Source organism: Falsiroseomonas sp. (genome assembly GCF_030695085.1).
Lineage (GTDB): Bacteria > Pseudomonadota > Alphaproteobacteria > Acetobacterales > Acetobacteraceae > Falsiroseomonas.
Genome location: NZ_JAUYTS010000084.1, coordinates 45,167 through 69,959, shown reverse-complemented (window position 1 = coordinate 69,959; position 24,793 = coordinate 45,167). Strand labels below are relative to the sequence as shown.

Annotated in this window: 28 protein-coding genes; 19 read left to right on the top strand and 9 right to left on the bottom strand. The window is 70.0% G+C overall.

The features are described 5' to 3' along the window. On the top strand, positions 1 to 297 hold a 297-nt coding region (locus Q8S40_RS10675; protein ID WP_305670372.1), incomplete at its 5' end, for a transcriptional repressor. Between the two features lie 61 nt (positions 298 to 358). Then, complete coding sequence (locus Q8S40_RS10670) at positions 359 to 1,237, top strand: GNAT family N-acetyltransferase (protein ID WP_370690732.1); 879 nt, start codon at positions 359 to 361, stop codon at positions 1,235 to 1,237. A gap of 69 nt (positions 1,238 to 1,306) precedes the next feature. Here Q8S40_RS10670 and Q8S40_RS10665 read toward each other — a convergent pair whose 3' ends face one another. From Q8S40_RS10665 to Q8S40_RS10655, 3 genes are all read right to left on the bottom strand, one after another. Continuing rightward, a complete protein-coding gene (locus Q8S40_RS10665; protein WP_304809632.1) occupies positions 1,307 to 2,596 on the bottom strand; it encodes a TRAP transporter large permease in 1,290 nt (429 codons plus the stop codon). A gap of 73 nt (positions 2,597 to 2,669) precedes the next feature. Further along, positions 2,670 to 3,164, bottom strand: coding sequence for a TRAP transporter small permease (locus Q8S40_RS10660; RefSeq protein ID WP_305670371.1), 495 nt, complete (start codon positions 3,162 to 3,164; stop codon positions 2,670 to 2,672). Position 3,165: 1 nt separating this feature from the next. Further along, positions 3,166 to 4,188, bottom strand: a complete 1,023-nt coding sequence (locus Q8S40_RS10655; RefSeq protein WP_305670370.1) for a TRAP transporter substrate-binding protein — start codon at positions 4,186 to 4,188, stop codon at positions 3,166 to 3,168. Positions 4,189 to 4,275: 87 nt separating this feature from the next. Between Q8S40_RS10655 and Q8S40_RS10650 the strand changes: the two genes are divergently transcribed. Beyond that, complete coding sequence (locus Q8S40_RS10650; RefSeq protein WP_305670369.1) at positions 4,276 to 5,523, top strand: Xaa-Pro peptidase family protein; 1,248 nt, start codon at positions 4,276 to 4,278, stop codon at positions 5,521 to 5,523. A 58-nt stretch (positions 5,524 to 5,581) separates the two neighbouring features. On the opposite strand, the gene Q8S40_RS10645 is transcribed toward Q8S40_RS10650, so the two are convergent. Continuing rightward, the gene (locus Q8S40_RS10645) at positions 5,582 to 6,202 is read right to left on the bottom strand and encodes a fumarate hydratase C-terminal domain-containing protein (RefSeq protein WP_305670368.1); all 621 of its coding nucleotides are present in this window, start codon (positions 6,200 to 6,202) and stop codon (positions 5,582 to 5,584) included. A gap of 17 nt (positions 6,203 to 6,219) precedes the next feature. After that, on the bottom strand, positions 6,220 to 7,122 hold the full coding sequence (locus Q8S40_RS10640) for a fumarate hydratase (RefSeq protein ID WP_305670367.1): 903 nt from the start codon (positions 7,120 to 7,122) through the stop codon (positions 6,220 to 6,222). 43 nt (positions 7,123 to 7,165) lie between these two features. On the opposite strand from Q8S40_RS10640, the gene Q8S40_RS10635 reads away from it, so the two are divergent. From Q8S40_RS10635 to Q8S40_RS10600, 8 genes are all read left to right on the top strand, one after another. Then, positions 7,166 to 8,119 (top strand): NAD(P)-dependent oxidoreductase, encoded by a 954-nt coding sequence (locus Q8S40_RS10635; RefSeq protein ID WP_305670366.1) that lies wholly within the window; start codon positions 7,166 to 7,168, stop codon positions 8,117 to 8,119. Between the two features lie 83 nt (positions 8,120 to 8,202). Next, positions 8,203 to 8,802, top strand: coding sequence for a glutathione S-transferase family protein (locus Q8S40_RS10630; RefSeq protein WP_305670365.1), 600 nt, complete (start codon positions 8,203 to 8,205; stop codon positions 8,800 to 8,802). Beyond that, positions 8,799 to 10,004: a CaiB/BaiF CoA-transferase family protein gene (locus Q8S40_RS10625; protein ID WP_305670373.1), complete on the top strand. Its 1,206-nt coding sequence runs from the start codon at positions 8,799 to 8,801 to the stop codon at positions 10,002 to 10,004. The genes Q8S40_RS10630 and Q8S40_RS10625 overlap by 4 nt, the downstream gene beginning before the upstream one ends. Further along, positions 10,001 to 10,594, top strand: coding sequence for a carboxymuconolactone decarboxylase family protein (locus Q8S40_RS10620; protein WP_305670364.1), 594 nt, complete (start codon positions 10,001 to 10,003; stop codon positions 10,592 to 10,594). The genes Q8S40_RS10625 and Q8S40_RS10620 overlap by 4 nt, the downstream gene beginning before the upstream one ends. After that, positions 10,591 to 11,439 carry an amidohydrolase gene (locus tag Q8S40_RS10615; protein WP_305670363.1) on the top strand — a complete coding sequence of 283 codons (849 nt, stop codon included), beginning with the start codon at positions 10,591 to 10,593 and terminating at the stop codon, positions 11,437 to 11,439. The genes Q8S40_RS10620 and Q8S40_RS10615 overlap by 4 nt, the downstream gene beginning before the upstream one ends. Positions 11,440 to 11,471: 32 nt before the next feature. Then, positions 11,472 to 12,446: a tripartite tricarboxylate transporter substrate binding protein gene (locus tag Q8S40_RS10610; RefSeq protein WP_305670362.1), complete on the top strand. Its 975-nt coding sequence runs from the start codon at positions 11,472 to 11,474 to the stop codon at positions 12,444 to 12,446. Positions 12,447 to 12,451: 5 nt separating this feature from the next. Next, on the top strand, positions 12,452 to 13,417 hold the full coding sequence (locus tag Q8S40_RS10605; RefSeq protein ID WP_305670361.1) for a tripartite tricarboxylate transporter substrate binding protein: 966 nt from the start codon (positions 12,452 to 12,454) through the stop codon (positions 13,415 to 13,417). 20 nt (positions 13,418 to 13,437) lie between these two features. Then, complete coding sequence (locus Q8S40_RS10600; RefSeq protein WP_305670360.1) at positions 13,438 to 14,208, top strand: enoyl-CoA hydratase/isomerase family protein; 771 nt, start codon at positions 13,438 to 13,440, stop codon at positions 14,206 to 14,208. Here the strand turns inward: Q8S40_RS10600 and Q8S40_RS10595 are convergent. Then, positions 14,195 to 15,265, bottom strand: a complete 1,071-nt coding sequence (locus Q8S40_RS10595) for a mandelate racemase/muconate lactonizing enzyme family protein (protein ID WP_305670359.1) — start codon at positions 15,263 to 15,265, stop codon at positions 14,195 to 14,197. The two genes, Q8S40_RS10600 and Q8S40_RS10595, sit on opposite strands and share 14 nt — an antisense overlap. 65 nt (positions 15,266 to 15,330) lie before the next feature. On the opposite strand from Q8S40_RS10595, the gene Q8S40_RS10590 reads away from it, so the two are divergent. Next, complete coding sequence (locus tag Q8S40_RS10590; protein ID WP_305670358.1) at positions 15,331 to 16,347, top strand: tripartite tricarboxylate transporter substrate binding protein; 1,017 nt, start codon at positions 15,331 to 15,333, stop codon at positions 16,345 to 16,347. Between the two features lie 46 nt (positions 16,348 to 16,393). On the opposite strand, the gene Q8S40_RS10585 is transcribed toward Q8S40_RS10590, so the two are convergent. The 3 genes from Q8S40_RS10585 to Q8S40_RS10575 form a co-directional block, all read right to left on the bottom strand. After that, on the bottom strand, positions 16,394 to 16,975 hold the full coding sequence (locus Q8S40_RS10585; RefSeq protein ID WP_305670357.1) for a PEP-CTERM sorting domain-containing protein: 582 nt from the start codon (positions 16,973 to 16,975) through the stop codon (positions 16,394 to 16,396). 171 nt (positions 16,976 to 17,146) lie between these two features. After that, a complete protein-coding gene (locus Q8S40_RS10580; RefSeq protein ID WP_305670356.1) occupies positions 17,147 to 17,590 on the bottom strand; it encodes a PaaI family thioesterase in 444 nt (147 codons plus the stop codon). A gap of 28 nt (positions 17,591 to 17,618) precedes the next feature. Continuing rightward, positions 17,619 to 18,356 carry a class I SAM-dependent methyltransferase gene (locus Q8S40_RS10575; RefSeq protein ID WP_305670355.1) on the bottom strand — a complete coding sequence of 246 codons (738 nt, stop codon included), beginning with the start codon at positions 18,354 to 18,356 and terminating at the stop codon, positions 17,619 to 17,621. Between the two features lie 126 nt (positions 18,357 to 18,482). Here Q8S40_RS10575 and mutM point away from each other — a divergent pair, with 126 nt between their 5' ends. From mutM to Q8S40_RS10540, 7 genes are all read left to right on the top strand, one after another. After that, positions 18,483 to 19,382 carry a bifunctional DNA-formamidopyrimidine glycosylase/DNA-(apurinic or apyrimidinic site) lyase gene (mutM, locus tag Q8S40_RS10570; RefSeq protein ID WP_305670354.1) on the top strand — a complete coding sequence of 300 codons (900 nt, stop codon included), beginning with the start codon at positions 18,483 to 18,485 and terminating at the stop codon, positions 19,380 to 19,382. A gap of 51 nt (positions 19,383 to 19,433) precedes the next feature. After that, positions 19,434 to 20,210: an enoyl-CoA hydratase gene (locus tag Q8S40_RS10565; protein ID WP_305670353.1), complete on the top strand. Its 777-nt coding sequence runs from the start codon at positions 19,434 to 19,436 to the stop codon at positions 20,208 to 20,210. 156 nt (positions 20,211 to 20,366) lie between these two features. Further along, positions 20,367 to 20,645, top strand: coding sequence for a 30S ribosomal protein S20 (rpsT, locus tag Q8S40_RS10560; RefSeq protein ID WP_304809667.1), 279 nt, complete (start codon positions 20,367 to 20,369; stop codon positions 20,643 to 20,645). Positions 20,646 to 20,986: 341 nt separating this feature from the next. Beyond that, a complete protein-coding gene (dnaA, locus tag Q8S40_RS10555; protein ID WP_304809669.1) occupies positions 20,987 to 22,543 on the top strand; it encodes a chromosomal replication initiator protein DnaA in 1,557 nt (518 codons plus the stop codon). 59 nt (positions 22,544 to 22,602) lie between these two features. Further along, on the top strand, positions 22,603 to 23,142 hold the full coding sequence (locus Q8S40_RS10550) for a sigma-70 family RNA polymerase sigma factor (protein ID WP_305670352.1): 540 nt from the start codon (positions 22,603 to 22,605) through the stop codon (positions 23,140 to 23,142). After that, positions 23,139 to 23,837: an anti-sigma factor domain-containing protein gene (locus Q8S40_RS10545; protein ID WP_305670351.1), complete on the top strand. Its 699-nt coding sequence runs from the start codon at positions 23,139 to 23,141 to the stop codon at positions 23,835 to 23,837. Before Q8S40_RS10550 ends, Q8S40_RS10545 begins: the two co-directional genes overlap by 4 nt. 96 nt (positions 23,838 to 23,933) lie before the next feature. Beyond that, on the top strand, positions 23,934 to 24,755 hold the full coding sequence (locus Q8S40_RS10540) for a DUF4394 domain-containing protein (RefSeq protein WP_305670350.1): 822 nt from the start codon (positions 23,934 to 23,936) through the stop codon (positions 24,753 to 24,755). Positions 24,756 to 24,793: the final 38 nt, after the last annotated feature.

Sequence of the window (24,793 nt, the reverse complement as noted above, 5' to 3'; positions counted from 1 at the left end):
GCCACGGTGTATCGCACCGTCCGGCTGCTGGAAGAAAAGGGCATCGTCGAGCGCCGTGACTTCGGCGGCGGCCGCGCCCGCTACGACCCGACCGATCGCGGGCACCACCACCACCTGATCGATGTGGACACCGGCAAGGTGCTGGAATTCGAAGACCCGGACCATGAGAAGCTGGCGCAGGCCATCGCCAAGCGCCTCGGCTTCACCCTGGTGGGGCAGCGGCTGGAATTGTTCGGTCGCCGCGCCCCTGTCGCCCCGGCGCCCCGCCCGCCCCGCCCCGGCAAGATCCGCGGCTGAGCGTGCCCCGCCGGGGACAAGCCGCGGCCAGATCCCGTGCCGCGGAGAAATGCGAGAAGGAATTCGCATGAGTGTGGACGGCCCCCTGCAGGATGACGCGGCGTTGCCCGGCCCATTGGCGCCCGCCATCCCGCCTCCGGCCCCGCGGGGAGCGGGGTTCGAGGAATTGCGCGCGGGCAATCTCGGCCTGCGCCTGGCAGAAACTGCGGCGGAGATCGATGCGGCCCAGGCGCTGCGCTACCGCGTCTTCTACGAGGAAATGGGCGCACATCCGGATGCCGCAACACGCGCCAGCCGGCGCGACTGCGACGTCTTCGATGCGGTCGCGGACCATCTTCTGGTGCTGGACCATGATCTGGGCAACGGCGCCGAAGCCGTGGTGGGCACCTACCGGCTGATCCGCCGCCAATCCGCGGACAAGCTCGGCGGGTTCTATTCGGCGGCGGAATACGACCTTTCGCCGCTGCTCGCCTATGACGGGCAGATCATGGAGCTGGGCCGGTCCTGCGTCGCCGGCGCCTATCGCACCCGGGGCACCCTGCAGCTTCTGTGGCGCGGCATCGCCGCCTTCGTCTTCCGCCACCGGATCGACCTGATGTTCGGCTGTGCGTCGCTGCATGGCACGCATCTGGACTCGCTGGCCCCGCAGCTCAGCTATCTGCACGCCAACCACCTGGCCCCGCCGGCGCTCCGCCCGCGCGCGGTGGCGGAACGCTACATCGCGATGGACCGGCTGCCGGTGCAGGAGCTGGACATGCGGGCGGCGCTCGGCGCCCTGCCGCCGCTGGTGAAGGGCTATCTGCGGCTGGGCGGCTTCGTCGGCGATGGCGCGGTGCTCGACCCGCAGTTCAACACCACGGATGTCTGCATCGTGGTGAAGACCGACCTCATCACCGACAAGTATTTCCGCCACTACGAGCGCACCGCCGGCCCGGGCTGACCGGCAGCGCCCGCGGCCTTCCGCCGGCCGGGACGCGGCCTGATCCCGGGCGCTGCGGTCATCCGGCCGCTACCCGAAGGCGAGTGACGGCAGCCAGGTGGCGATGCCCGGGAACAGGCACAGCAGCGCCACGCCGACCAGCAGCGCGATCCAGTAGGGCAAGGCCGCCAGCGCCGCCTCCCCCAGCTTCACCTCGCCACCGGTGATGCCGACGAGGACGAACAGGTTCATGCCGACGGGTGGCGTCAGCATGCCGACCTCGATCATCAGCGTGACCACCACGCCGAGCCACACCGCATCGAAGCCGACGCCGGTCAGCAGGGGAAAGACCAGCGGCAGGGTCATGATCATCATCGACAGCCCGTCGAAGAACACGCCCAGCACCAGGTAGATCAGCACGACAACCAGCAGCAGCACCCAGCGCGACAGGCCCCATTCGCCGACCGCGGCCAGCAACTGCTGCGGCAGGCCGAGCAGGCTGATCGCCTGCGCCAGCACCAGCGCGCCGATGAATACCATGGCGATGACGGCGAAGGTCCGCACCGTGCCGATCAGCGCCGCGCCGCAGCCGCGCCAGGTGAGGTCGCCCATGGTGAAGCCGAGCAGCAGCGCCGCGGCGACGCCCACCCCGGCAGCTTCCGTCGGCGTCGCCAGCCCGGCGAACAGGCTGCCCAGCACGGCGATGATCAGCCCGATCAGCGGCAGCACGCCGGCCAGGCCTCGCAGCGCCTCGCCCAGCGCCACGCGCTTTTCCTCCGGCGCGAAGCCGGGGTTGCGCAGCGCCGCGAACAGGATCCAGGCCATGAACAGCGCGGCCATCATCAGCCCCGGCAGCACGCCGGCCAGGAACAGCCGCCCGATCGAGGTATCGGTCAGCGCGCCATAGATCAGCAGGGAGAGTGACGGCGGGATCAGCAGCCCGAGCGTGCCGCCGGCCGCCAGCGTGCCCACAGTCTGCGCCCGGTCATAGCCGCGCGATTTCAGCTCCGGATAGGCGACGGAGCCCACGGCGGCGGCGACCGACATCGAACTGCCGGAGACCGCGCCGAACACCGCGCAGACCGCGATATTGGTGTGCAGCAACCCGCCCGGCAGCCGCGCGAAGATCGGCGCCAGCGCACGATAGACGCCGCGCGCGAGGCCTGAGGCGACCAGCAATTCGCCGAGCAGGATGAACAGCGGAATCGCCGTGAGCGTGAACTCGTTCAGCGTGTTCCACACCGTCTGCACGCCGATGCGCGTCGATCCGCCGGCGAAGAAATGCAGGATGGCGAAGCCGGTCAGCCCGAGCGCCGCGCCGAGCACGGCGCCCGAGAGCACGGTGGCGGTCACCATGCCCAGAAGAAACGTCCAGATCATGCGCTGGCCGCGCCGCACATGCGGCGGCCGGAATATCCTGCGGGCCGCAGGTCACGAGAGTGGCGTGGCGATGTCACAGGTGCTGCGCCTTCTCCGCCGGCGGTGGCCGCAGCGCCGCCCAGGCGGCGATCAGCCCGGTGAAGGCCAGCCCCGCCGGCGCCAGCGCCACCCAGGGCCCAAGCGGCAGCCGCGCCTGTTCGCTCATCAGCGAAAGCCGCCAGGTGAATTCCGCCAGCCCATAGCTCTCCCACGCGAAGATCGCGCAGAAGGCCACCATGATGGCCTGGCCCAGCACCCAGGCGATGCGCCGGCCGAGCGGTGGCAGCCGGTCCGTCAGCAGGGTCACCCGGATATTGGCGTTGCCCGCCATGGCGAAGGGCAGCGCCAGGAAGGCGAGCGCGGACAGCAGCAGCCCGGCCAACTCCTCGGTGAAGCGGAACGGCGCGGCGACGGCGTAGCGCATCACCACCGCCGCCACGACCAGCCCCAGAATGCCGGCGCAGGCCGCCGCCGAGACGGCGAGCAGCGCGCGGGAGATGGCCAGCAGGGCGCGGTCGATCCGCTCCAACTCAGTTGGCGCCGAGCGCCGACTGGATGCGGCTGCGCCACGCCGGGCCCTGGCCACCGGCCTCGCGCATCAGCGTCTCCCACGTCGCCATGGCGGCGGTGCGGATGGCCTGCTGCTCGGCCTCGGAGAAGGTCGGGTGGAAGGTCACGCCCTGGCCGCGCAGGCGTTCGCGGGCGGCCTCGTCATCCGTCGCATCCTGTTCGAACCGCGCGCTGCGTTCCTCGATGGCGGCGGCGGAGGCCTGCAGGGCGGCGCGGTTCTCCGCCGACAGCGTCCGGAAGCGCGCCTGGTTGGCCAGCAGGATGTAGGGCGTCGGCGGGAAGGCGAAGCCGGTGCTGGTGGCGTGCTTCGCCACCTCCTGCAGGCTGATCGTGTGGACGATGCGCGGCGGGTACAGCGCGCAATCCACCACGCCGGTCTGCATCGCGGCGTACAGCTCCTGCTGCGGCACGATCTGGGCGGCGACGCCCAACGCGCGGAAGGTCTCCACCTGTTCGCGGGACCCGACGCGCAGCTTCACGCGCTTCAGTTCCTCCAGCGTGCGGACCGGGCTGCGGCAGAAGATGGCGGCATCCAGCAGGCCGAGCTGCATGTAGCCCACCGGCTCGATGTTCCAGCGGCGGATGCCCTGGCTCAGGCTTTCCTGCAACGCCGGCATCACGCGGGTGAGTTCCTGCGCGTTGCGGATCAGCCCGAAGACCAGGATGGAGGACATCGCCGCATCGTCGCGGCCGAGGAAGGGCGGCCAGATGAAGCTCATCTCCGGCGTGGCACCCTGCATGGTGCGCAGCATGTCGGCATCGCGCAGGTTCATGGCATTGCCCTCGAACACATTGAGGGTGAAGCGGCCATTGCTGCGGGTGCGGAGATCGGCCGCGAGGTCCCGCACATGCTGGCTCTCGATGCGCGTCGGCGCGTAGCTGTTGTGGAAGCGCCATTCCACATTCTGTGCCTGAACCGGGGCCTGTGCCGCGCCCGCCAGACCGAACAGGGCGGCCATCGCGCCCAGAACCAATTTCAGCATCTTCGCCACTCCCGCCAAGGTTACGCGAACGATAGGGGTCGGAGGCCGGCGTTGACAATCGCTGGCAGGACGTCGCCCATTGTAACCATGGCAGGACAGATCGACCGGGCGCGCGCGGCGCGGCTGATGCAGGCGGCGGGGCTGGATGCGCTGGTGCTGGCGGCGCCGGAGAGCTTCCGCTGGGCGACCGGCGCGCCGGCCGGGGTGGCGGCGAATTGGCGGCGGCTGGGGGCGGCGATTGCCGTGGTGCCGGCCGATCCGGCGCTTCCGGTGGGTGCGGTGGTCAGCGACCTGTTCGCCGGGCCGGTGGAAGCCGCCGGTTGCGCGCCGCTGATTCGCCACGCCATCTGGCCGGAGACCGCCGATCTGCGGCCCTTCCTGGACGCGACCGGCGATGCGGCGGCGTGGGTCGCCCGCGCCACCGCCGCCCGCCCCCCCGGCTTCGCCCGCCCCGCCACCTTCGACCGCGACGCGGCGCTGGCCGCGCTGCGCCAGGTGCTGGCCGCGCAGGGATTTGGCCATGCCCGGCTGGGGGTGGAGCTGTCCGCCGTGCCGGCCGCCGATCTGCCGGCGCTGGAGGCGGCTTGCGCGCCGGCCGGCCTGCACGATGCCTCCCTGCTGGTGGAACGGCTGCGCGCCCACAAATCCCCCGCCGAGATCGCCTGGCTGCGGGAGGCCGGGCTGATCACCGAGGCCGCGCTGCTGTCGCTGATCCCGGAGATCCGGGAGGGCGCGACGCGGGACGGGCTGGGGCAGCATTTTCTCGACCGGGTGCGGCAGGTGGCGAAGGCGCGCGGCACGGGCGGCGTCACGGCCTGGGAATATGTCGGCTTCGGCGCCTCCCCCTGGGCCAGCCCGGGCGTGCTGGCGCGGGGCGATGTGGTGAAGGTGGATGTGGGCGCGGTGGTCGGCGGCTATTCGGCGGACCTCGCGCGCAGCTTCACCTGCGGCCCGGCCAGCGCCCCGGCGCGGCAGGTGCATGCGGCGCTGCGGCAGGCTTTCGAGGTGGGACTTGCGATGTTCCGCCCCGGCGTGGCGTTGCGGGATATTCACGCCGCCTGCTTGTCCGCCATGCACCAGGCGGGCTTCCCGAGCTATGCGCGCGGCCATTTCGGCCACGGCCTCGGCGCCTCGATCTGGTCGGAGGAGTTTCCCTATACCGCCGCCGACAGCGATGTGGTGCTGGAGCCGGGCATGGTGATGGCTTTCGAGCTGCCCTGGTACCTGGACGGGCTCGGCGGCTTCATCGTGGAGGATATGCTGCTGGTGACGGAGACGGGGGCGGAGACGCTGGCCGGTGGCGGGCTGCCGCATGCGTTGGTGGAACTGGGCTGAACGGGCGGCGTCGGTAGGGGCCCCCACCCAACCCTCTCCCCCGTGGGGGGAGGGCTTTCTACCCTGACCGGTCGCGGTCGAGCTGCGCCAGGATTTCGGGCATCCGGTCCTGCGCCTGGGCGGACAGCGTCTCGAACAGGCTGTTGCCATGGGCGTCGATGCCGACGGTGACGGGGCCCAGGCCCTGCACCGAAAGCCGCACCAGCCGGTAATGCGCCACCAGGTCGTTCCAGGCCACCGCCTTCACGCCGGTGATGGCGCCCGAATGCAGCGGCGCGCCGCCGCCGAGGAAGGAGAGGTAGACGCAGCCAACCTCGGCCATCGCCTGCCGGCACCCCGCATCCAGCCCGCCCTTGCCGCCCACCGCGGTCAGGCCGAAATGGCGAATCAGCCGGGGCATGATCGGGTTGAAGCGGGTGCTGGTGGTGGGGTTCATGTACAGCACCTCCAGCCCGCCATCCGCCGTGTCCTGGCTGTAGCTGCCGAGATGCAGCAGGGACCCGTTGCGGATATCGATGGGCGGGTCGCGACCCTCCTCCGCGCAGGCCAGGATGCGGTGATGCGTCGGCAGGCCGGCGGTGATGGTGATCTCGCCGTCCAGCAGGATCATGTCGCCTGCGCGCAGGCTGCGGGCATCCTCCCGCGTCATCGGCATGCGGATGCGGCGGTATTCGTTCATTCCATCCGCTCCGGTTTTCATTCCATGCGTTCCACGGTGCCGTCCGCATGGATGCGCGCGCGGGTGCGGCGGTTGATCCAGCAGTTGAAGCAGACCGCGACGGGCGTATAGCCATGCCCCGCGCTGTAATCGACATGCACGGCCAGCGCCGTGGTGTCGCCGCCGGTGCCCATCGGGCCGAAGCCGGTGGCGTTCACCGCGCGCAGCAGCCTTTCCTCCATCGCCGCCAGCACCGGCTCCGGATTCACCGTGCCGATGGCGCGGTAGGTGGCCTTGCTGGCGATCTTGGCCGCCACGTCGAAGCTGCCGCCGATGCCGACGCCAATGATCACCGGCGGGCAATGCTGCGACCCCGCCTGCATCACCGCCTTCATCACATAGGCCTCGATATCAGCCAGCGAGGGGAAGCTGAAGGTTTCCGCCTGCGCCCAGCGGCCGGAGCCGAGCGCCTTGGGCTGGCAGGCAATCTCGATCCAGTCCACGCCGGATTCCACCTCCCACGTTACCAGGGGCATGTCCTTGCCCTGGTAGCCGCGTTCATTGGTCAGCGGGTTGGTCACATGCTTCAGCAGCGGCGGCTGGATGCGCGCCACCAATTCCGCAAAGCCCTCAGTGATGGCGGCCTTCAGATCGCCCTCCCACCGCGCATTCGCCCCCAGCGTCACCCGGAACACCGGCACGCCGGCATCGGAGCAGACGAAACGATCCGTCTGTTCCGCGCGCAGGGCGGAGCCCAGCATGATCTCCAGCACGCGTTGCGCGCCTTCATGGGTTTCGGTGGCGCGGGCGCGGCGCAGCGCGTCCTTGGTATCGTCGGGCACGCGGCGCAGCGACCAGTCATACAACTGGGCGGACAGCGTTTTCACGGCCTGCTGGGTGATCGGCATGGCTGGCAGGCTTTCCTTCCCGAAAAAGGTCATTATCCTGGCCTTTCCGGCATCATAGCGCGACAGGACCCGTTCCATGCAACCCAGCACTGGGCAAGCCAGCCAGGCTGAATCCCTTCTGGTGATGACCGCGGTGCCCGCCGATCTGCGGCAGGCGCTGGAGGCCGAGGGGCACCGCCTGGTGGATCTGACGACCCTGCCGCCGGGGCCGGTGACAGGCTTCCGCATCGGCGTGACCAGCGCCATGGCCGGCTGCGATGCGGCGATGTTCGGCCGCGTCCAGGGCATGAAGCTGCTGGCCAGCACCGGCACGGGCCTGGACCGCATCGACCTCGATGCTGCCCGCGCCCAGGGCTGCGCCGTGCTGAACACGCCGGATGTGCTGACGGAGGATACGGCGGATTACGCCATCGCGCTGCTGTATGGCATCGCCCGCCGCGTTGTGTATGCGGATGCCTTCGTGCGCTCCGGCGCCTGGGCCAAGGGCCGCGCGGAATCCGGCACAAGGCTGTTCGGCAAGACCTGCGGCATCTTCGGCCTGGGCCGCATCGGCGCGGCGGTGGCGCGGCGGGCGCAGGGCATCGGCATGAAGGTGATCTGGTCCGGCCCACGGCCGAAGCCCGACGCGCCCTGGCCCTATGTGCCCGGCATCGCGCAACTGGCCGAGCAATCGGACGTGCTGGTGATGTGCTGCCCCGGCGGGGCCGAGACTGCCGGCATCGTCGATGCCGCCATCCTCGGAAAACTCGGCCCGGCCGGCTTCCTGATCAACATCGCCCGCGGGTCCGTGGTGGATGAGGCGGCGCTGGTGGCGGCGTTGCAGGACGGCACGATCCGCGGCGCCGGCACCGATGTCTTCGCCTCCGAACCCGTACCGGACCCGGCCATGCTGGCCGCGCCGCATCTGGTGGTGGCGCCGCACTACGCATCCCTGACGCGGGAGACGCGGGTGGATATCGTGCGGATGATCGTGGATGGCATCGCCGCCTTCCAGGCCGGGCGGTCGCATCATGATGCGACGCGTGAATAGCGGAGGGGCATAGACGGCGGCACCGGAACCGGCTTAAGGTCATACTACTGACCTAAAGCTTCTCGGGGGAAACAACTGTGTCCATGCTGCTGCACTGGTCGCCGCGTTCGCCCTTCGTGCGCAAGGTGATGGTCTTCGCGCATGAGACCGGGCTGGCCGATCGCATCACCACCACCCGCACCGCGGTGGCGATGACCAGGCCGCACCAGGCGCTGATGGCGGAGAACCCGCTGAGCAAGATCCCGACGCTGCGCCTGGAAGATGGCAGCGTGCTGTATGACAGCCTCGTCATCTGCGAATATCTGGACACGCTACACGCCGGCCCGCGGCTGATCCCGGCTGAGGGCCCGGCGCGCTGGCAGGAGCTGCGCCGTCACGCGCTGGCGACCGGCTTCCTGGACCTGCTGATCCTGTGGCGGAATGAGCGGGACAAGCCGCACCCGCTGCCCGAACTGCTCGATGCCTTCGCCGTGAAGGCGCTGGCGGCGCTGGCGGCGGTGGAGGCGGAGATCGACGAAATCCCGATGGGGCTGGCGAAGATCACGCTTGGCGTGCTCGGCAGCTATCTGGATTTCCGCTTCGACGATATCGAATGGCGCGCCACCTGCCCGCGCTTCGCGGCCTTCCACGCCGAATTCGCGCAGCGTCCCTCGATGCTGGCGACGCCGGTGGGCGAAGGCTGATGGGGCCGCTTTCGCATCTGCGCGTGCTGGATCTCGGCCGCATCATGGCCGCCCCCTGGGCGACCCAGGTGCTGGCCGATCTCGGCGCGGACGTCATCAAGATCGAGCGCCCCGGCGCGGGGGATGACACGCGCGCCTGGGGCCCGCCCTTCCTCAAGGATTCGGAGGGGAACGCCACCAAGGAGGCGGGCTATTTCCTGGCCGTCAATCGCGGCAAGCGCTCCGTCACCATCGACATCACCAGGCCCGAGGGCCAGGCCGTGGTGCGGCAGATCGCGCAGACCGCCGACATCGTGGTGGAGAATTTCAAGGCCGGCGCGCTCGCCCGCTACGGGCTGGATGCCGCCAGCCTGCGGACGCTGAAGCCGAGCCTGATCTGCTGTTCCATCACCGGTTTCGGCCAGGACGGCCCGCGCCGCGACCAGGCGGCCTACGACTTCATGATCCAGGCGATGGGCGGGCTGATGAGCGTGACCGGCGCGCCGGAAACGCCGCCTCAGAAGGTGGGCGTGCCGATCGTCGATCTGATGACCGGCATGTACGCCACCGTCGCCATCCTGGCCGCCGTGGCGCGGCGGGCGGAGACGGGGCAGGGCGAGACGATCGACCTGGCCATGCTGGACGTGCAGGCGGCTTTTCTCGCCAACCAGGCGATGAACCATTTTGTCGGTGGCCGTGTGCCGCAGCGGGCGGGCAACCGGCACCCGAACATCCAGCCGCAGGACGTGTTCCCGGTGGCGGATGGCTTTGTCGTGCTGGCGGTCGGCAATGACGGGCAGTTTGTGAAACTTTGCCAGGCGATCGGGCGGCCGGACTGGGCGGAGGATGCGCGCTTCATCCGCAACGCCGATCGCGTGAAGAACGAATTGCTGCTGACGCCGCTGCTGACCGAACGCTTCGCGGATTTCAGCCGCAGCGAGCTGACCGCGCTGCTGGATGCGGCCGGCGTGCCCTGTGGGCCGATCAACACCGTGCCGGATGTGTTTGCCGATCCGCAGGTGGTGCACCGGCAGATGCTGCGCGACCTGCCGCATCCGCATGGCAGCGTGAAGCAGGTGGTCAGCCCGATCCGCCTGCAGGATGCGCCGCTGGAATTCAACCGCCCGCCCCCGCTGCTCGGCCAGCACACGGCGGAGGTTCTGGCGGAACTTGGACTCGATGACGCCGCGCGTGCGGCCCTGGCCGAAAGTGGCGTGACATGAAGCCTCGGATTCCCCTGCCCGGCCGCGAGGATCTGGACGCGGCACAGCGCGAAGTCTGGGACAAGGTGGTCTCCGGCCCCCGTGGCCAGGTGATCGGCCCGCTGCGGGCGGCGATCCACAATGCGGATCTCGCCGGGCGCTGGTCCGCGCTGGGTGAATCGCTGCGCTTTTCCACCAGCCTGCCGAAGCGGCTTTCGGAACTCGCGATCTGCGTCACCGGACGGCGCTGGAGCGCGCAGGTGGAGTGGTTCGTGCATGCCCGCACCGCGGCCGAGAACGGCATCGCGCCCGCCATCCTGGATGCGATGCGCGAGGGTCGCCCGCCGGTCTTCGACAAGGCGGATGAGCGCCTGGTCTATGAATTCGCCCGCACGCTGCAACAGCATGGCCGCGTGCCGGATGTGATCTATCACGCGGCGGTGGATGCCTTCGGCGTGAAGGGCGTGGTCGAGCTGACGGCGCTCATCGGCTACTACACCATGGTCTCGATGACGCTGAACGCGCATGGCGTGCCGCTGCCGGATGGCGAGGCACCGCCGCTGACGGCGCCGGAGCACGGGTTGTTCACGCTGCCGGAATCGGCCCCATGATGGTGGACGCGCCCGCCGCCTCGCGCCCGCGCCATGCGGTGCCGGCGGGGGCGTGCGACACGCACACGCATGTGTTCGATGAGCGCTTCCCGGCCGGCCCCGCGCCCTATGCGCTGCCCGGTGCCGATCTCGCAACGCATGAAGCGATGCGCGCCACCATCGGCACGCCGCGCGCCGTGCTGGTGCAGCCCGCCCCCTATGGCCGCGACGCCGCCTGCCTGCTGGATGCGCTGGCGCGCGGCAAGGGCACGCTGCGCGGTGTGATGAGCGCGGATGAGACGGTGACGGACGCCACCCTCGCCACCTGGCACGCGGCCGGCGTGCGGGCGCTGCGCTTCGTCGAGATGCAGGCGCCGAATGGCGGTGGCCGCTACCCCGGCAGCATCGGCGTCGACGCGCTGCGCGCCCTGGCGCCGCGGCTGCGCGCGCTGGGCTGGCAGGCGCATCTCTGGGCCAGCGCCGCGCAGTTCGCAGAATTGCTGCCGGAATTGATCGCGCTGCGCGTGTCACTGGTGCTGGACCATCTGGCGATGCCGGATGGCGCGGCGGACCCGGCCTTCGGCACGGTGCTGCAGCATCTGCGCGACGGCGATATCTGGGTGAAGATCACGCTGTGCCGCGCCCACCGCGGCGCAGCGGTGGAAAGCCTGCGGCCGCTGCAGGATGCGCTGGTCGCGGCCAACCCGGATCGGCTGCTCTGGGGCTCGGATTGGCCCTATGTGCGGATGGCGCCGCCGCCGGATGCGGGCGCGATGCTCGACCTGTTTCTCGACTGGCTGGGCGATGCGTCGCTCGCGCGCCGCATCCTGGTGGAGAACCCGCGGGAGCTGTTCGGCTTCGACTGACAACGACAACAAAGAACACGGAGGAAACAACAATGAACATCACCCGTCGCAGCGCCCTGGGCGCGCTGGGCCTCGCCGCCCTGCCACAGATGGCCCGCGCGCAGGCGAGCTTTCCCGACCAGCCGGTGCGCATGGTGGTGCCCTTCGCCGCTGGTGGCCCGGCGGATACCATTGCGCGGCTGATCAGCCGGGTGATGAGCGAGCGGCTCGGCCGGCCCGTGGTGATCGATGCGCGTGCCGGCGCGGGCGGGCTGATCGGCGTCGATCTCATCGCCAAGTCGCGGCCGGATGGGCACAGCCTGGTGCTGGCCAGCAGCGGCGCCATCGTCATCCAGCCGCATCTGCAACCCAGCATGCCCTATGACGCGCTGCGCGACCTGACGCCGATCACGCAGGTGCTCGGCGTGCCGCAGATCGTCTCCGTGGCACCCGGCCTCGGCCCGAAGAACATGGCGGAGCTGGTGGCGCTGGCCAAGGCGCGGCCGGGGCAGCTCGCCTTCGGCTCGGCCGGCATCGGGTCCTCGCTGCATATGGCGGGGGAATTGCTGAAGATCCGCGCGGGCGTCGACATCACCCATGTGCCCTATCGGGGCGCCGCGCCGGCGGTGACGGATTTGCTGGCAGGCCGCATCCAGATCCTGATGGCCGATGCGCCGGCCCTGATCGGCCATGTGCGCGCCGGGACGCTGCCGGCGCTGGCGGTGACCTCCTCCGAACGCCTCGGTATTCTGCCGGATGTGCCGACCGCGGTGGAATCGGGCGTGCCGGGCATGGTCAGCGAAACCTGGTACGGGCTGCTCGGCCCGGCCGGCATCCCGGCGGACCGGGTCGCGGTGCTGCTGGCGGCCGCGCAGGCGGCGCTGGCCGATGAGCAGACCAAGGCCGCGCTGCTGAACCAGGGCGGCCGCATCGTCGGCAGCAGCCCCGCCGAATTCGCCGCCTTCATCCGTGAAACCCATGCCACCTGGGGCGAGGTCGTTCGCACCACCGGCGTGAAGCTGGAGTAGACCCGATGCAACGCAGAACCTTCCTCGCCGCGGCTGCCGTGCTGGCAGCCCCGGGCATGGCGGCGGCGCAGCAATGGGCGCCGACGCGCCCGATGCGCCTTGTGGTGCCCTTCGCGCCGGGCGGCGCGGCGGATACCGTCGGCCGGCTGCTGGCGGAGCCGTTGGGCATCGCACTTGGCCAGCCGGTGACGATCGAGAACCGGCCCGGCGGCGGCACCACCATTGGCGCCGTCAACGTCGCCCGTTCCGCGCCGGATGGGCTGACGCTGCTGTACGCCACGCCGAATGTGCAGATCCTGAACCCGCATCTGATGCGGAATCTGGCCTATGATCCGCAGGCGGATTTCACGCCCGTCATCGCCATTTTGCGTGCGCCGAAGCTGTTGGTGGTGCGGCCGGATTTCCCGGCGAATGACGTGGCCGGGCTGATCGCACTCGGCAAGTCGAAGCCGGACGGCCTGACCTTCGCCAGCGCCGGCGTCGCTTCCTCCGGCCATCTGGCCGCCGAGATGTTCGGGCAGATGGCGGGGCTGGAGATGCTGCATGTGCCGTTCCGCGGCACCGCGCCGGCGACGCAGGAAATCGTTGCCGGGCGCATCGACTTCATGATGGACAACATCGCGACCCTGCTGCCGCTGGTGCGCGATGGGCAGCTCAAGGCGCTGGGCGTTTCCACCGCGGAGCCGGCCGTGGCGGCGCCGGAACTGCCGCCGATCGGCCGCACCCTGCCGGGCTTTCATGATGCGAGCTTCAACTACATCCTGGCCCCCGCGCGCACCCCGCCCGAAATCATCGCGCGGCTGAACACGGCGCTGAACGAGATCCTGGACTCACCGCCGCTGGTCAGCCGCTTCGCCAATCTCGGCATCGAGAAGCTGGGTGGCACGCCGGAAGCGCTGGCGGCGATGGTGCGGGAGGAGCATGACCGCTGGGGCCCGGTGATCGAGCGTGGCGGCATCCGAATTCAGTGACGCAGGACAGGGCAACAGGGATGAGCTTTTCGACATTGCGGCTGGAGGTTGCGGAATTCGTCGCCACCGTGACCATCGACCGCCCGCCGGTGAACGCGCAGAACGGCGCGTTCCGCGACGAGATCATCCGCGTCTTCGACGAGCTGCACGACCGCGAGGATGTGCGCGCGATCGTGCTGACCGGCGCGGGAAAGACCTTCTCGGCCGGGGCGGATCTGAAGGACCGGCCGGATCGTAGCGCACCCGGCGCCTTCCCGCGCCACAACCGCCTGGTGCGCGCCGGCTTCGATTGCGTGCTGGAATGTGAAAAGCCCGTCATCGCCGCGGTGAACGGTGCCGCGATCGGCGCCGGCTGCGTGCTGGCGCTGTGCTGCGACATATTGGTGATGGCGGAAGACAGCTTCATGTCGATGACCGAGGTCGATGTGGGCCTCGCCGGCGGCGTGAAGCATGTGCGCCGCCATCTGGGGGAATCCGATGCGCGGCTGATGATCTACACCGCGCGCCGCATCACCGGGCCGGAGCTGTTCCGCATGAACGCCGCTTCGCTATGCGTGCCGCGCGACAAGGTGGTGGAAGCCGCGCAGGCCATCGCCGCCGAGATCGCGCAGAAGGTGCCGCTGGCGGTGCGCGCGGCGAAGCGCAGCTTCCAGGTGACGGAAGACCTGCCGCTGCATGACGGCTATCGCTACGAACAGTCGCAGACGGTGGCGTTGGCCTCGACCGAGGACACGCAGGAAGCCCTGCGAGCCTTCGCGGAGAAGCGCAAGCCGGTGTTCAAGGGGCGATGAAATCCAGGCCCGTGCCGGGCCCATCCGGCACGGCCACGCAGCCATTGACCACCGGATAGGGCGCGAAGGGATCATCGAGGAGATGGGCGTGTTCCGCGAGTTCGGACGAATGCTCCATCCGTTTCAGCGAGGCGGCCAGATGGCTGGTGAAGGCCTGCAGCAGGCCCGGCCCGAAGCTGGCGCCGAAGCGCACGCCGATGCCGCTGGCCTCGCAGATCGCGATCGCGGCCAGCGTGTCGCGGATACCGCCGATCTTGGTGGGCTTCAGGTTCATCACATCCACCATCCGGTCCCGCGCCAGGCGCGTGACATCGGTGAGGGACGCCGCGCTTTCATCCGCCTCCACCGGCACGCCGAGCCGTGCGGTCAGCATCGCCAGCCCGTCCCAGTCCCCGGCCGGCACCGGCTGTTCGACCAGCGCGATGTCATGGATGCAGATACGCTCGAACAATTTCAGAAAACCCTTGGCGGAATAGGCCTGGTTGGGGTCCAGCGAGAGGCGGATATCCGGCCCCACCGCTTCGCGGATCGCGGCCAGGCGCGCGGCATCCAACGCCGGGTCGCCGCTGAACTTCACCTTCAGCGCGCCGTAGCCCTCCGCCACCAGCGCCGCGGCCTTCTGGGCCATGCCCTCCGGCGGCTTCAGCGCCAGCAGGCGGGCGCAGGCGATGCTGTCTCGGAACCGTCCGCCGAACAGCGTGCCGACCGGCACGGACAGGCGCCGCGCCAGCAGGTCGTGCAGCGCCATCTCCACTCCGGCGCGCGCCCCGGGTGCATGCACCAGCGCCTGGCCCATCGCCTCCGCATGCGCGGCCAGATCCGACAGAGGGCGGTCCTTCAGCAGCTTGGCATAATGCGCGACGGCGTGCGGCAGCGCCTCCGGCAGCCCGGTGACCAGCGCCATGGCGTGGCCATAGCCAAAACCCTCCGCGCCATCCGTGTCACGCACCCGGATGATCCAGCCGCGCACTTCGGGAATCGCGCCGCGCGCGAAATTCCAGCTGGGGTCTTCCTGGCGTTGCACGCAGGGAAGCGTTTCGATCGATGCGATGCGCATGGCGGGCGTTCCTGTTTCGCCGAGTGTGGAAGCCGTGACGCAGCGCGTGAAGAGGGAGGAACACCATGATCGCGACAACACGACGCATGCTGCTGGGGGCGACGCTGGCCGCGCCCAGCCTGGCCATGCCGGGCCCGGTCCGGGCCCAGGAGGTCCGGGCGCAGGAGGCCCGGGCGCAGGAGGCCTGGCCGCAACGGGCGGTGACGCTGGTGGTGCCCTTCGCGCCCGGCGGTCCGGTGGACAATGTGGCGCGGCCGGTGGCGGAGGGGCTGCGCCGTGCCCTCGGCCAGACGGTGATCGTGGAAAATCGCGCCGGGGCGGGCGGGCTGGTGGGCACGCGCATCGTCGCGGCGGCACGGCCGGATGGCTACAGCATGCTGGTCGGCTCGCCCGGCCCGCTGATCATCGCACCCGCGGCCGGGGCTGCGGATTCGCCGGACCCGCTGCAGGCATTGGCGCCGGTGGCGCTGATCGCCGACAGCCCGCAGATCCTGGCCGTGACCAACGCGCTGCCGGCGACCGACCTGGCGAGCTTCGTGGCGCTGGCCAAGGCGCGGCCCGGGGCGCTGAACCTGGGCTCCGCCGGCATCGGCACCACGCCGCATCTGGCGATGGAATTGCTGGCGCAACTCGCGGGCATCCAGATGGAGCACGTGCCCTATCGCGGCACCGGCGCGGCGCTGCCCGACCTGATCGGCGGCAAGATCGATGCGCTGTTCGGCGATATCTCCGCCCTGCTGCCGTTGCTGGAAGCGGGCAGCGTGCGGGCGCTGGCGATTACCGCCGATGCGCGTTCCCCCCTCGCGCCGGCCATCCCTACCACGGCGGAGCTGGGCTTTCCCGCGCTTGTCGTGCGGAACTTCCAGGCGCTGCTGGCCCCGGCCGGCACGCCGGATGCCATTCTGCAGCGCATGGCGGCGGCGCTGGCGGAGGCGTTGGGAGATTCACAGGTCGCCGCCGCCCTGGCGCGGATCGGCTCGCAACCCGCCCGCAGCGGGCCGGCGCATCTGGCGCACTACCTGGCCGCGGAACGTGCGACGTGGGAGCCGGTGATCCGCCGCATCGGGCTACGGCTGAATTGAGGCGTCCGGGCTGCGCCATTTGGCGCAGCCCGCGTCCGGGATCGGATCAGGCCGAATGGCGGCGCCGGCGGAGCGCCAGGCCAAGGCCCGCCAACCCTGCGCCAAACAGCGCGAAGCTGGCCGGCGCGGGCACCGGCACCGGGCCCTTGGTGTCGAAGAAGGTGATGTGGGAGAAACCCGGGTTACCCGGGAAGTAGGTGTCCAGATTGGCGGAGAACGAGGTGATCGCCGCGGTCAGGTCATAGAACAGCGCAAAGCCGTTTGCCTGCTTGATGGCGAAATAGTGGATCTCCGGATCGTCGGCACCGGGGGTGTAGGTGAAGCTGAGCACGTTGGTCACGCTGTTCAGGGTGACCACGAACTCGCTGCCGTCGATCGTCGGGAACTGGCTGCTGAAGTCCTGCCCGCCACCGGCTTCGCGCTTGTAAACCGCAGGGGAGGCGCCGGGGGTGGCGCCCTGCTGCGTGCCGGTGGTGCTGGCGTAGCAATTGCTGAAGCCGCCACGGCCGCCGCATTCATTGCCGGTGAAATTGCCGGCGTAGATGACGGCGGCGCTGGCGGGGGCTGCGGCTAGGGAAAGGCCCGCGGCCAGGGCGGCTGCAGCGAGGAAGCTTTTGGGCGTACTCATCTCGTGTGGTCCCTTCTCATTGGCCAATCGGCATAGGACAATGAGCAAGATCCGTGCCTGCCGCGCTGGTTCCAACAACCAACTGATATTCATTACGATTATTCGCCATCTGTGGCGCCCGGGCCAGGCTGGGCGGCAGGGCGTCAAATCCGCCGACGGGTCCGCGGCGTCTCAGCGCCGGTCCGGTCCTGCTGCCATCATCGTGGCCATCATGCAGGCGGCCAGCGTCTCCGCCCCCGCCGCATCGCGCACGAAGACCTCGGCGCGGCAGAAGCTGAGGGTGCGGCCGGGCTTCACCACCTCCCCCCGCGCCACGGCCACCAGGCCGGAGGCGGGGCGGAGGAAGCTGACCTTGAACTCCACGCTCAGCACCTCCCCGCCCGCGGGCAGCAGGCTCATCGCCGCGAAGCCGCAGGCATTGTCGGCCAGCGTGGTCAGCACGCCGGCGTGGAACAGGCCGTGATGCTGGGTGAGGCCGGGGGCAAAGTCCGCCTCGATCGTGCAGTGCCCGGGCCCCACCGCCACCAGGCGGCCGCCCAGGGTCGCCATCAAGCCCTGTGCGGCGAAGGCAGCCTGGATGCGGGCCTGGAAATCCGGGTCCCGCGCCGCGATCACGGGCGCCAGCCGGAATGGACGGCCAGGGTCATAGGCGCCATCCCGAATGCATCGCGACGATGCCGCCCGAGAGGTTGCGATGTGCCACCCGTTCCAGCCCGGCGTCCCGCATCATGTCCTCCAGCGTTTCCTGGTCCGGGAAGCGGCGGATGGATTCGGCCAGGTATTCGTAGCTGTCGCGGTCCTGCGCCACGCGGGCGCCGATCTCGGGCAGCACCTTGAAGGACCAGAGGTCATAGACCTTGGCGAGTGGCTCGATCGCCACCTTGGAGAATTCCAGGCAGTGGAAGCGGCCGCCCGGGCGCAGCACGCGGCGGGCTTCGCGCAGCACGGCGGATTTGTCCGTGCAGTTGCGCAGGCCGAAGGCGATGGAGATCTTTTCGACCGACCGGTCCGGCAGCGGGATGTGCTCGGCATCGACCACGGCGAAGTCCAGGCCGGTGGTGATGCCGCGGTCCAGCGCCCGCTTCTGGGCAACCTCCAGCATGGCCGGGTTCACATCGGTCAGGATCACTCGCTTGGCGCCCCGCGCCAGCGCCCCGAAGGCGATGTCCCCGGTGCCGCCGGCCAGGTCCAGCAGCGTCTCCCGCGGCGAGGCCGCGATGGAGTTGATGAAAATGCGCTTCCAGATGCGGTGGATGCCCAGCGACATCAGGTCGTTCATCACGTCGTAGCGGGGGGCCACGCTCTCGAATACCTCCCGCACCATGGAGGCTTTTTGGGTGCGCGGCACCTCGCGGAAGCCGAAATCGGTTGTGTCGCTCATCGCCCCATCCTGCCCTTTCGCCGGATGCCTTGCCAGTAGGGCGCCCCAGCGCGATGACAGATGGGACCGCCCGCCCCAAAACCAGCGCCCCGCTGTGCCAAGGGCCCGCGGCAGCATGAGAAAAAAATGCCGGAATTGCCGGAGGTGGAGACGGTGATGCGGGGGCTCCGGGCGGTGCTCGAGGGGCGGCGGATCACGCGGGCGGAGACGATGCGGGCGGGGCTGCGCTGGCCGTTTCCGGATGGGCTGGCGCGCCGGCTGGCCGGGGCTGTGGTCACCGGCTTCCGGCGGCGCGGCAAGTATATGCTGGCGCGGCTGGATACGGCGGAGAGCCTGCTGATCCATCTCGGCATGTCCGGCCGCATGGTGGCGCGCCCGGTGGCCGGGCCGGCGGTGCCCTTCCTGGGGCCGAATGGCGTGTTCTCGGATGCCCGCGGCCACAACCAGCCGCCGGAGGCGCATGAGCACCTGGTGATGGAGACGGCGGACGGCACGCGCATCGGTTTCGTCGATCCGCGCCGCTTCGGCAGCATCGACCTGATGCCGACGGCGGCGGAGGACGAGCACAAATTGCTGGCGGGCATGGGGCCGGAGCCGCTGGAGCCGGCGTTCAACGCGGCCAGCCTGGCGGCCTCCCTGGCCGGGAAAAAGACGCCGATCAAGGCGGCGCTGCTGGATCAGCGCGTGGTGGCGGGCCTGGGCAACATCTATGTGGCGGAGGCGCTGTTCCGCGCCCGGATTTCGCCGCGGCGGGAGGCGGCGACGATCCCCGGCGCCCGGGCCGTCCGCCTGGCGCCGGCCATCAAGGCGGTGCTGGAGGAGGCGATCGGCGCTGGCGGGTCCAGCCTGCGGGACTATGTGCGCGCGGATGGCGAGCTGGGCCGGTTCCAGGACCGGTTTTCGGTCTATGACCGCGAAGGCCAGCCCTGCCCGCTCTGCCCCGGGCCGGGCAGCGGTTGCGCGGGCGTGTCGCGCATTGTGCAGTCCGGCCGCAGCAGCTTCTTTTGTGCGCGCACCCAGCGTTGAGGTGCGTCGGCCGCTGCGCTACCGCTTGGCCGAAGCAGGGAGAGTGCGCGCATGGCCTATGAAATGATCCTGGTCGAGACGCAGGGCCGGGTCGGGCTTATCACCCTGAACCGCCCCAAGGCGCTGAACGCGCTGTGCGACCAGTTGATGACCGAACTGGGTGAGGCGCTGCGGGCGTTCGACGCCAACCCGGAGGTCGGAGCCATCGTGGTGACCGGGTCCGAGAAGGCCTTCGCCGCCGGGGCCGATATCAAGGAGATGAAGGACCGCGACTTCCCCGCGGTCTATTTCGACGATTTCATCGGCAAGCGCTGGGAAGACGTGCTGCGCATCCAGAAGCCGGTGATCGCCGCCGTGGCGGGCTTCGCGCTGGGTGGCGGCTGCGAGCTTGCCATGATGTGCGACCTGATCCTGGCCGCCGACAATGCGAAGTTCGGCCAGCCCGAGATCAACCTCGGGATCATCCCCGGTGCCGGCGGCAGCCAGCGGCTGACGCGGGCCATCGGCAAGTCCAAGGCGATGGAGATGATCCTGACCGCGCGGATGATGGATGCGGCGGAGGCGGAGCGCGCCAATCTGGTGGCCCGCGTGGTGCCGGTGGCCGACCTGCTGCCGGAGGCGCTGAAGATGGGCGAGAAGATCGCCAGCCTGTCCGCGCCCTCGGTCGCCATGGCGAAGGAGGCGGTGAACGCGGCCTTCGAGACGACGCTGAAGGATGGCGTGCGGCTGGAGCGCCGGCTGTTCCAGTCGCTGTTCGCGACCGAAGACCAGAAGGAAGGCATGGCGGCCTTCGCCGAGAAGCGGAAGCCGGCCTTCCGGCACCGCTGATGCGTGCACCACCTGCTCACGCGCCCCCCCTGCTCTCGTGCGCCCCTGCTTTCGCGCGCATTGACTCCCCGCCACGACCAGGGGTAGTAACCGCGCCTTCGCCGGTGGTCCGATCCTCCGGCACCCGTAACTTTTGACTGGTCAGATACAGACGCCATGGCGAACACGGCTTCCGCGCGCAAGCGCATCCGTCAGACCGAGAAGCGCACGGAGCGCAACCGCTCGCGCCGTTCGCGCGTGCGCGGCTTCATCCGCAAGGTCGAAATGGCCATTGCGGGTGGGGACAAGTCCGTTGCGCAGGAAGCGCTGCGGGCCGCGCAGCCGGAAATGCAGCGCGCCGCCGACAAGGGCGTGTTCCACGACAACACCGTCGCTCGCAAGCTGTCCCGGCTTTCGGCGCGCATCAAGGCCCTCGGCGCCACCGCCCAGGCCTGAACAGCTTGGCCGCCGCGCCCATGGGCGCGGGGCCGGCTTGCTGCGGACGACATCTTTTTCATGACATAAAGGGCAAGCAGCCTGTCGGCATGATGGGCGGCTTATTATTTCTGTCGTGAAACGTGTCGGTTATGCCGAGGTAACTACTTGGTCCCCGGCAGCAGCAATTTCCAAATCCCCCAGTAATCATTTGCGCCGACTAAGCGCGTCGCGGTAACTTCGGGACGGTCGCGCTCATCCCCCCCGGAGCCGCGCGCCCGCTTTCGCGGCCGGGTTCTCCGCAGCCGAACGGTCAAATGCACATCGCCCGCAAGGGCCCACGAGGTTGGCAGGTGCATCACATGGAGCATGCGGTCGGCCCGTCGTCTTCGTCCTCCCCCACCCAATTGGCGGAGGTCTGGGCGCGCATTCGGGGTAGGCTGAAGGAAGAGGTCGGCGAGGTCGAATACCGCACCTGGCTGCGGCAGATGACGCTGGCCTCCGTCCAGGGTGAGGAGGTGGTCGTGCTGCTGCCCACGCGCTTCCTGCGCGACTGGGTTCGTGGCCATTACGGCGACCGGCTGCGCGCCCTGTGGCAGGGCGAACTGCCGGTGGTGCGGCGTCTCGAATTCCGCGTCATGCCCGAGAACCGCGCGCCGGATCCGCGGCCAGCGCAGGATTTACGCCCCGAACAGGGCCAGCAGGCGGAACCGCAGGACCATGGCGTGGCGGAGGCGCTGCGGTCCGGTGCCGCGGCCGGCAAGCCAACGCGGATCACGGCACGGCATCTGGCGGCGGAGCCGCAGGAGGCGCCCTCCGGCCTGGCGGAGCCGCTTGGCCGCCCGGCGGAACAGCGCCAGACCGATGCGCGCGGCGACTGGGCCGCGCCGCTCGACCCGCGCTTCACCTTCGATACCTTCGTCGTCGGCAAGCCGAACGAATTCGCCTATGCCTGCGCCCGCCGCGTGGCCGAACGCCCGGCCAGCCCGGGCTTCAATCCGCTGTTCCTGTATGGCGGCGTCGGCCTCGGCAAGACGCATCTGATGCATGCCAGCGCCTGGGCGATCCGCGACCATGGTGCGGCCGATGGGCGCCCGCCGCTTTCGGTGGCCTACATGTCCGCCGAGAAGTTCATGTACCGCTTCATCGCGGCGCTGCGCAGCCAGAGCACGATGGAATTCAAGGAATCGCTGCGTTCCGTCGATGTCCTGCTGATCGACGACCTGCAATTCCTGATCGGCAAGGACAATACGCAGGAAGAATTCTTTCATACCTTTAATGCACTCGTCGATGCCGGCAAGCAGATCATTGTGTCCGCGGATAAATCGCCCTCGGACCTCTCGGGCATCGAAGACCGGCTGCGGACCCGGCTGGGCTGCGGCATGGTCGCCGACCTGCACGCCACCACCTACGAACTCCGCATCTCCATCCTCCAGGCCAAGGCGCAGACCCAGGGCGTGCCGGTGCCGCCCAAGGTGATGGAATTTCTGGCCCACAAGATCACTTCCAACGTCCGGGAGCTGGAGGGCGCGCTGAACCGGCTGATCGCCCACGCCAACCTGTTCGGCCGCCCGGTGACGCTGGAAGGCGCGCAGGAGGTGCTGCACGACATCCTGCGCGCGCATGATCGCCGGGTGACGATCGAGGAAATCCAGAAGCGCGTGGCGGAACACTACAACATCCGCCTGACGGACATGTCCTCCCCCCGCCGGGCGCGGGCGGTGGCGCGGCCGCGCCAGGTGGCGATGTACCTGGCCAAGCAACTTACCAGCCGGTCCCTGCCGGAAATCGGCCGCCGCTTCGGCGGGCGCGACCACACGACCGTGATGCATGCCGTCAGCCGCGTGGCGGAGCTGATGCAGGCCGACAGCGCCTTTGCCGAGGATGTCGAGCTGCTGCGCCGGATGCTGGAGACCTGACACCAGGCTTCCCATCACGGGTTGCCCGCGGCGCGGCGGCATGGTCATCCTGCCCGCCAATGGACGCCGCCACGGATCTCACCCCGCTGCTTTCCGCCGTCGCCAACGGGGACCGCCAGGCGCTGCGCGCGGTATATGAGCGGCAATCCGTGCGCCTGTTCGGGGTTGCCAACGCCATATTGCGGGACCGGGATTCGGCCGCCGATGCGTTGCAGGACGCCTTCCTCCGCATCGCCCAGCGCGCCCACCAGTTCGACCCGGACCGCGGCACGGCGGAGGCCTGGCTGGCGGCCATCGTGCGCTATGCGGCGCTGGACATGGCGCGCGCGCGTGGGCGTGAGATTCCGACGGATGACCCCGCCCTGGGCGACCAGCCGGTGGAGGCGGAGGCGCTGGAACGGGTCTCCGCCAGTGCCGAGGGCCGGCGCCTGCACCAGTGCCTGGCAACGCTGGAGGAGCGCAACCGGCGCGGCATCGTGCTGGCCTTCGTGCATGGGCTGAGCCATGCGCAGATCTCGGCCAGGCTGGAATTGCCGCTAGGCACCGTGAAGGCCTGGATCCGCCGCGGATTGCTGCGGCTGCGGGAGTGCCTGGCATGAACCTGGCCGGCATGACCCCCGAGGACCGCGACGCGCTGGCCGGCGAATATGTGCTCGGCACGCTGGAAGCGCGGGAGGCGGCGGCCGTCGCCGCGGCGCTGCCCGGCGATGCGGCGCTGGCCGAGGCGGTGGCGCAGTGGGAGGCGCGGCTGGCGCCGCTCACCGCTCTGGCGCCGCCCGAAGCCCCGCCGCCCGAACTGTGGGACCGCATCGTCGCGTCGCTGGACCCGGCGCCCGCGCCGAAGCCGCGGCGAAGCTGGCTGGCGCGGCTGCGCGACCCCTGGCGGATCACGGCCATCGGCGGCACCGCGCTGGCCGCCGGCCTCGCCGCCTTCATCCTGCTGCGGCCGGAGCCGGCGCCGCGGCTGATGACCGTGCTGCTGACCGAACAGGACCAGCCGGCCTGGCTGGTGGAGGCCGATGGCGGCGGCATCCGCCTGGCCTCGCTGAACCCGCGCCCGGCGCCGGAAGGCCGCGCCTTGCAGCTTTGGGCGCTGCCGCAGGGTGCGACGGCGCCGACCTCGCTCGGCCTGATCCCGGCGCAGGGGCGCATCAGCGTCTCGCCCGCCACCATCCGGCCGAGCCCCGGCATGCTGATCGAGATCACGCTGGAACCGCCGGGCGGGTCGCCGATCGGCCGACCGACCGGGCCGATCCTGTTCATCGGCCGCCTGGCGCCCGCCACCGGAAGCTGAAGTTTTTTTCGGCGTCGCTGCATCCAGCCGCCTCCGCCCTCCGTAACGCCAGCAGCACGGCCGCCAAGGCCTGCCCTGGACATGGAGAGACGCCGAATGTCGAAGACCCTTCGCACCGCCCTGGCCGCCGCCACCCTGCTGGCTGGTGCCGCCGCCAGCGCCCAGGCCGCGACCCTGATCGGGCTGACCGCCGACAACATGCTGGTCCGCATCGACAGCGAGACCCGCCGCGCCGAGGCCCCGATCCGTATCACCGGCACCGATGGCCGCCTGCTCGGCATCGACCAGCGGCCGCAGGATGGCGGGCTGTATGGCGTGACCGAGAGCGGCCAGATCGTGACCATCGACCCGATGACCGGCCGCGCCACGCAGGTCTCCCGCCTCAACATGCCGTTCGAGAGTGGCGGCCGCGCCGTGGTGGATTTCAATCCGGTCGCCAACCGCCTGCGCCTGATGGGCATGAGCGGGGTGAATTTCCGGGTGAATGTGGACACCGGCGAGGTGGTCCGTGACGGCCAGCAGAAATACATGGATGGCTCGGCCCAGGCCGGCACCACGCCGCGCATCACCGCCGGCGCCTATACCAACAGCGTGGCCCCGCCCGCCGGTGCGCCGGCCGCTGGCCAGCCGGGCGCGCCGAGCACGGCGCTCTATACGATCGACACGCTGCTCGGCAGCTACAACCTCCAGGCGCCGCCGAATGATGGCGTGCAGCAGGTGAAGGGCATGCTGGGCATGGGCCTGCCGGTGTCGGTGGGCTTCGACGTGCTGTCGGATGGCCAGGGCGGCAACCGGGGCTTCGTGCTGGCCGGCAGCACGCTGCACAGCATCGACCTGGAGAATGGCCGGCTGACCGAGCTGGGTGCCGTGGCCGGGCTGCCGGGCGCGGAGGTGGTGGATATCGCCGCGATGCGGTGACCGCCTCGGCGTGATGCGCTCCCCTTCTCCCGGCGCAT

Coding starts and splice junctions, on each gene's coding strand:
- Q8S40_RS10550 (WP_305670352.1), top strand. CDS start 22,603: ATGGACGCCGCCACGGATCTCACCCCGCTGCTTTCCGCCGTCGCCAAC.
- Q8S40_RS10645 (WP_305670368.1), bottom strand. CDS start 6,202: ATGAACGAATACCGCCGCATCCGCATGCCGATGACGCGGGAGGATGCC.
- Q8S40_RS10615 (WP_305670363.1), top strand. CDS start 10,591: ATGATGGTGGACGCGCCCGCCGCCTCGCGCCCGCGCCATGCGGTGCCG.
- Q8S40_RS10575 (WP_305670355.1), bottom strand. CDS start 18,356: ATGAGCGACACAACCGATTTCGGCTTCCGCGAGGTGCCGCGCACCCAA.
- Q8S40_RS10590 (WP_305670358.1), top strand. CDS start 15,331: ATGATCGCGACAACACGACGCATGCTGCTGGGGGCGACGCTGGCCGCG.
- Q8S40_RS10600 (WP_305670360.1), top strand. CDS start 13,438: ATGAGCTTTTCGACATTGCGGCTGGAGGTTGCGGAATTCGTCGCCACC.
- Q8S40_RS10630 (WP_305670365.1), top strand. CDS start 8,203: ATGCTGCTGCACTGGTCGCCGCGTTCGCCCTTCGTGCGCAAGGTGATG.
- mutM (WP_305670354.1), top strand. CDS start 18,483: ATGCCGGAATTGCCGGAGGTGGAGACGGTGATGCGGGGGCTCCGGGCG.
- Q8S40_RS10640 (WP_305670367.1), bottom strand. CDS start 7,122: ATGACCTTTTTCGGGAAGGAAAGCCTGCCAGCCATGCCGATCACCCAG.
- Q8S40_RS10665 (WP_304809632.1), bottom strand. CDS start 2,596: ATGATCTGGACGTTTCTTCTGGGCATGGTGACCGCCACCGTGCTCTCG.
- Q8S40_RS10655 (WP_305670370.1), bottom strand. CDS start 4,188: ATGCTGAAATTGGTTCTGGGCGCGATGGCCGCCCTGTTCGGTCTGGCG.
- Q8S40_RS10585 (WP_305670357.1), bottom strand. CDS start 16,975: ATGAGTACGCCCAAAAGCTTCCTCGCTGCAGCCGCCCTGGCCGCGGGC.
- Q8S40_RS10545 (WP_305670351.1), top strand. CDS start 23,139: ATGAACCTGGCCGGCATGACCCCCGAGGACCGCGACGCGCTGGCCGGC.
- Q8S40_RS10595 (WP_305670359.1), bottom strand. CDS start 15,265: ATGCGCATCGCATCGATCGAAACGCTTCCCTGCGTGCAACGCCAGGAA.
- Q8S40_RS10635 (WP_305670366.1), top strand. CDS start 7,166: ATGCAACCCAGCACTGGGCAAGCCAGCCAGGCTGAATCCCTTCTGGTG.
- Q8S40_RS10610 (WP_305670362.1), top strand. CDS start 11,472: ATGAACATCACCCGTCGCAGCGCCCTGGGCGCGCTGGGCCTCGCCGCC.
- Q8S40_RS10620 (WP_305670364.1), top strand. CDS start 10,001: ATGAAGCCTCGGATTCCCCTGCCCGGCCGCGAGGATCTGGACGCGGCA.
- rpsT (WP_304809667.1), top strand. CDS start 20,367: ATGGCGAACACGGCTTCCGCGCGCAAGCGCATCCGTCAGACCGAGAAG.
- Q8S40_RS10565 (WP_305670353.1), top strand. CDS start 19,434: ATGGCCTATGAAATGATCCTGGTCGAGACGCAGGGCCGGGTCGGGCTT.
- Q8S40_RS10605 (WP_305670361.1), top strand. CDS start 12,452: ATGCAACGCAGAACCTTCCTCGCCGCGGCTGCCGTGCTGGCAGCCCCG.
- dnaA (WP_304809669.1), top strand. CDS start 20,987: ATGGAGCATGCGGTCGGCCCGTCGTCTTCGTCCTCCCCCACCCAATTG.
- Q8S40_RS10540 (WP_305670350.1), top strand. CDS start 23,934: ATGTCGAAGACCCTTCGCACCGCCCTGGCCGCCGCCACCCTGCTGGCT.
- Q8S40_RS10650 (WP_305670369.1), top strand. CDS start 4,276: ATGGCAGGACAGATCGACCGGGCGCGCGCGGCGCGGCTGATGCAGGCG.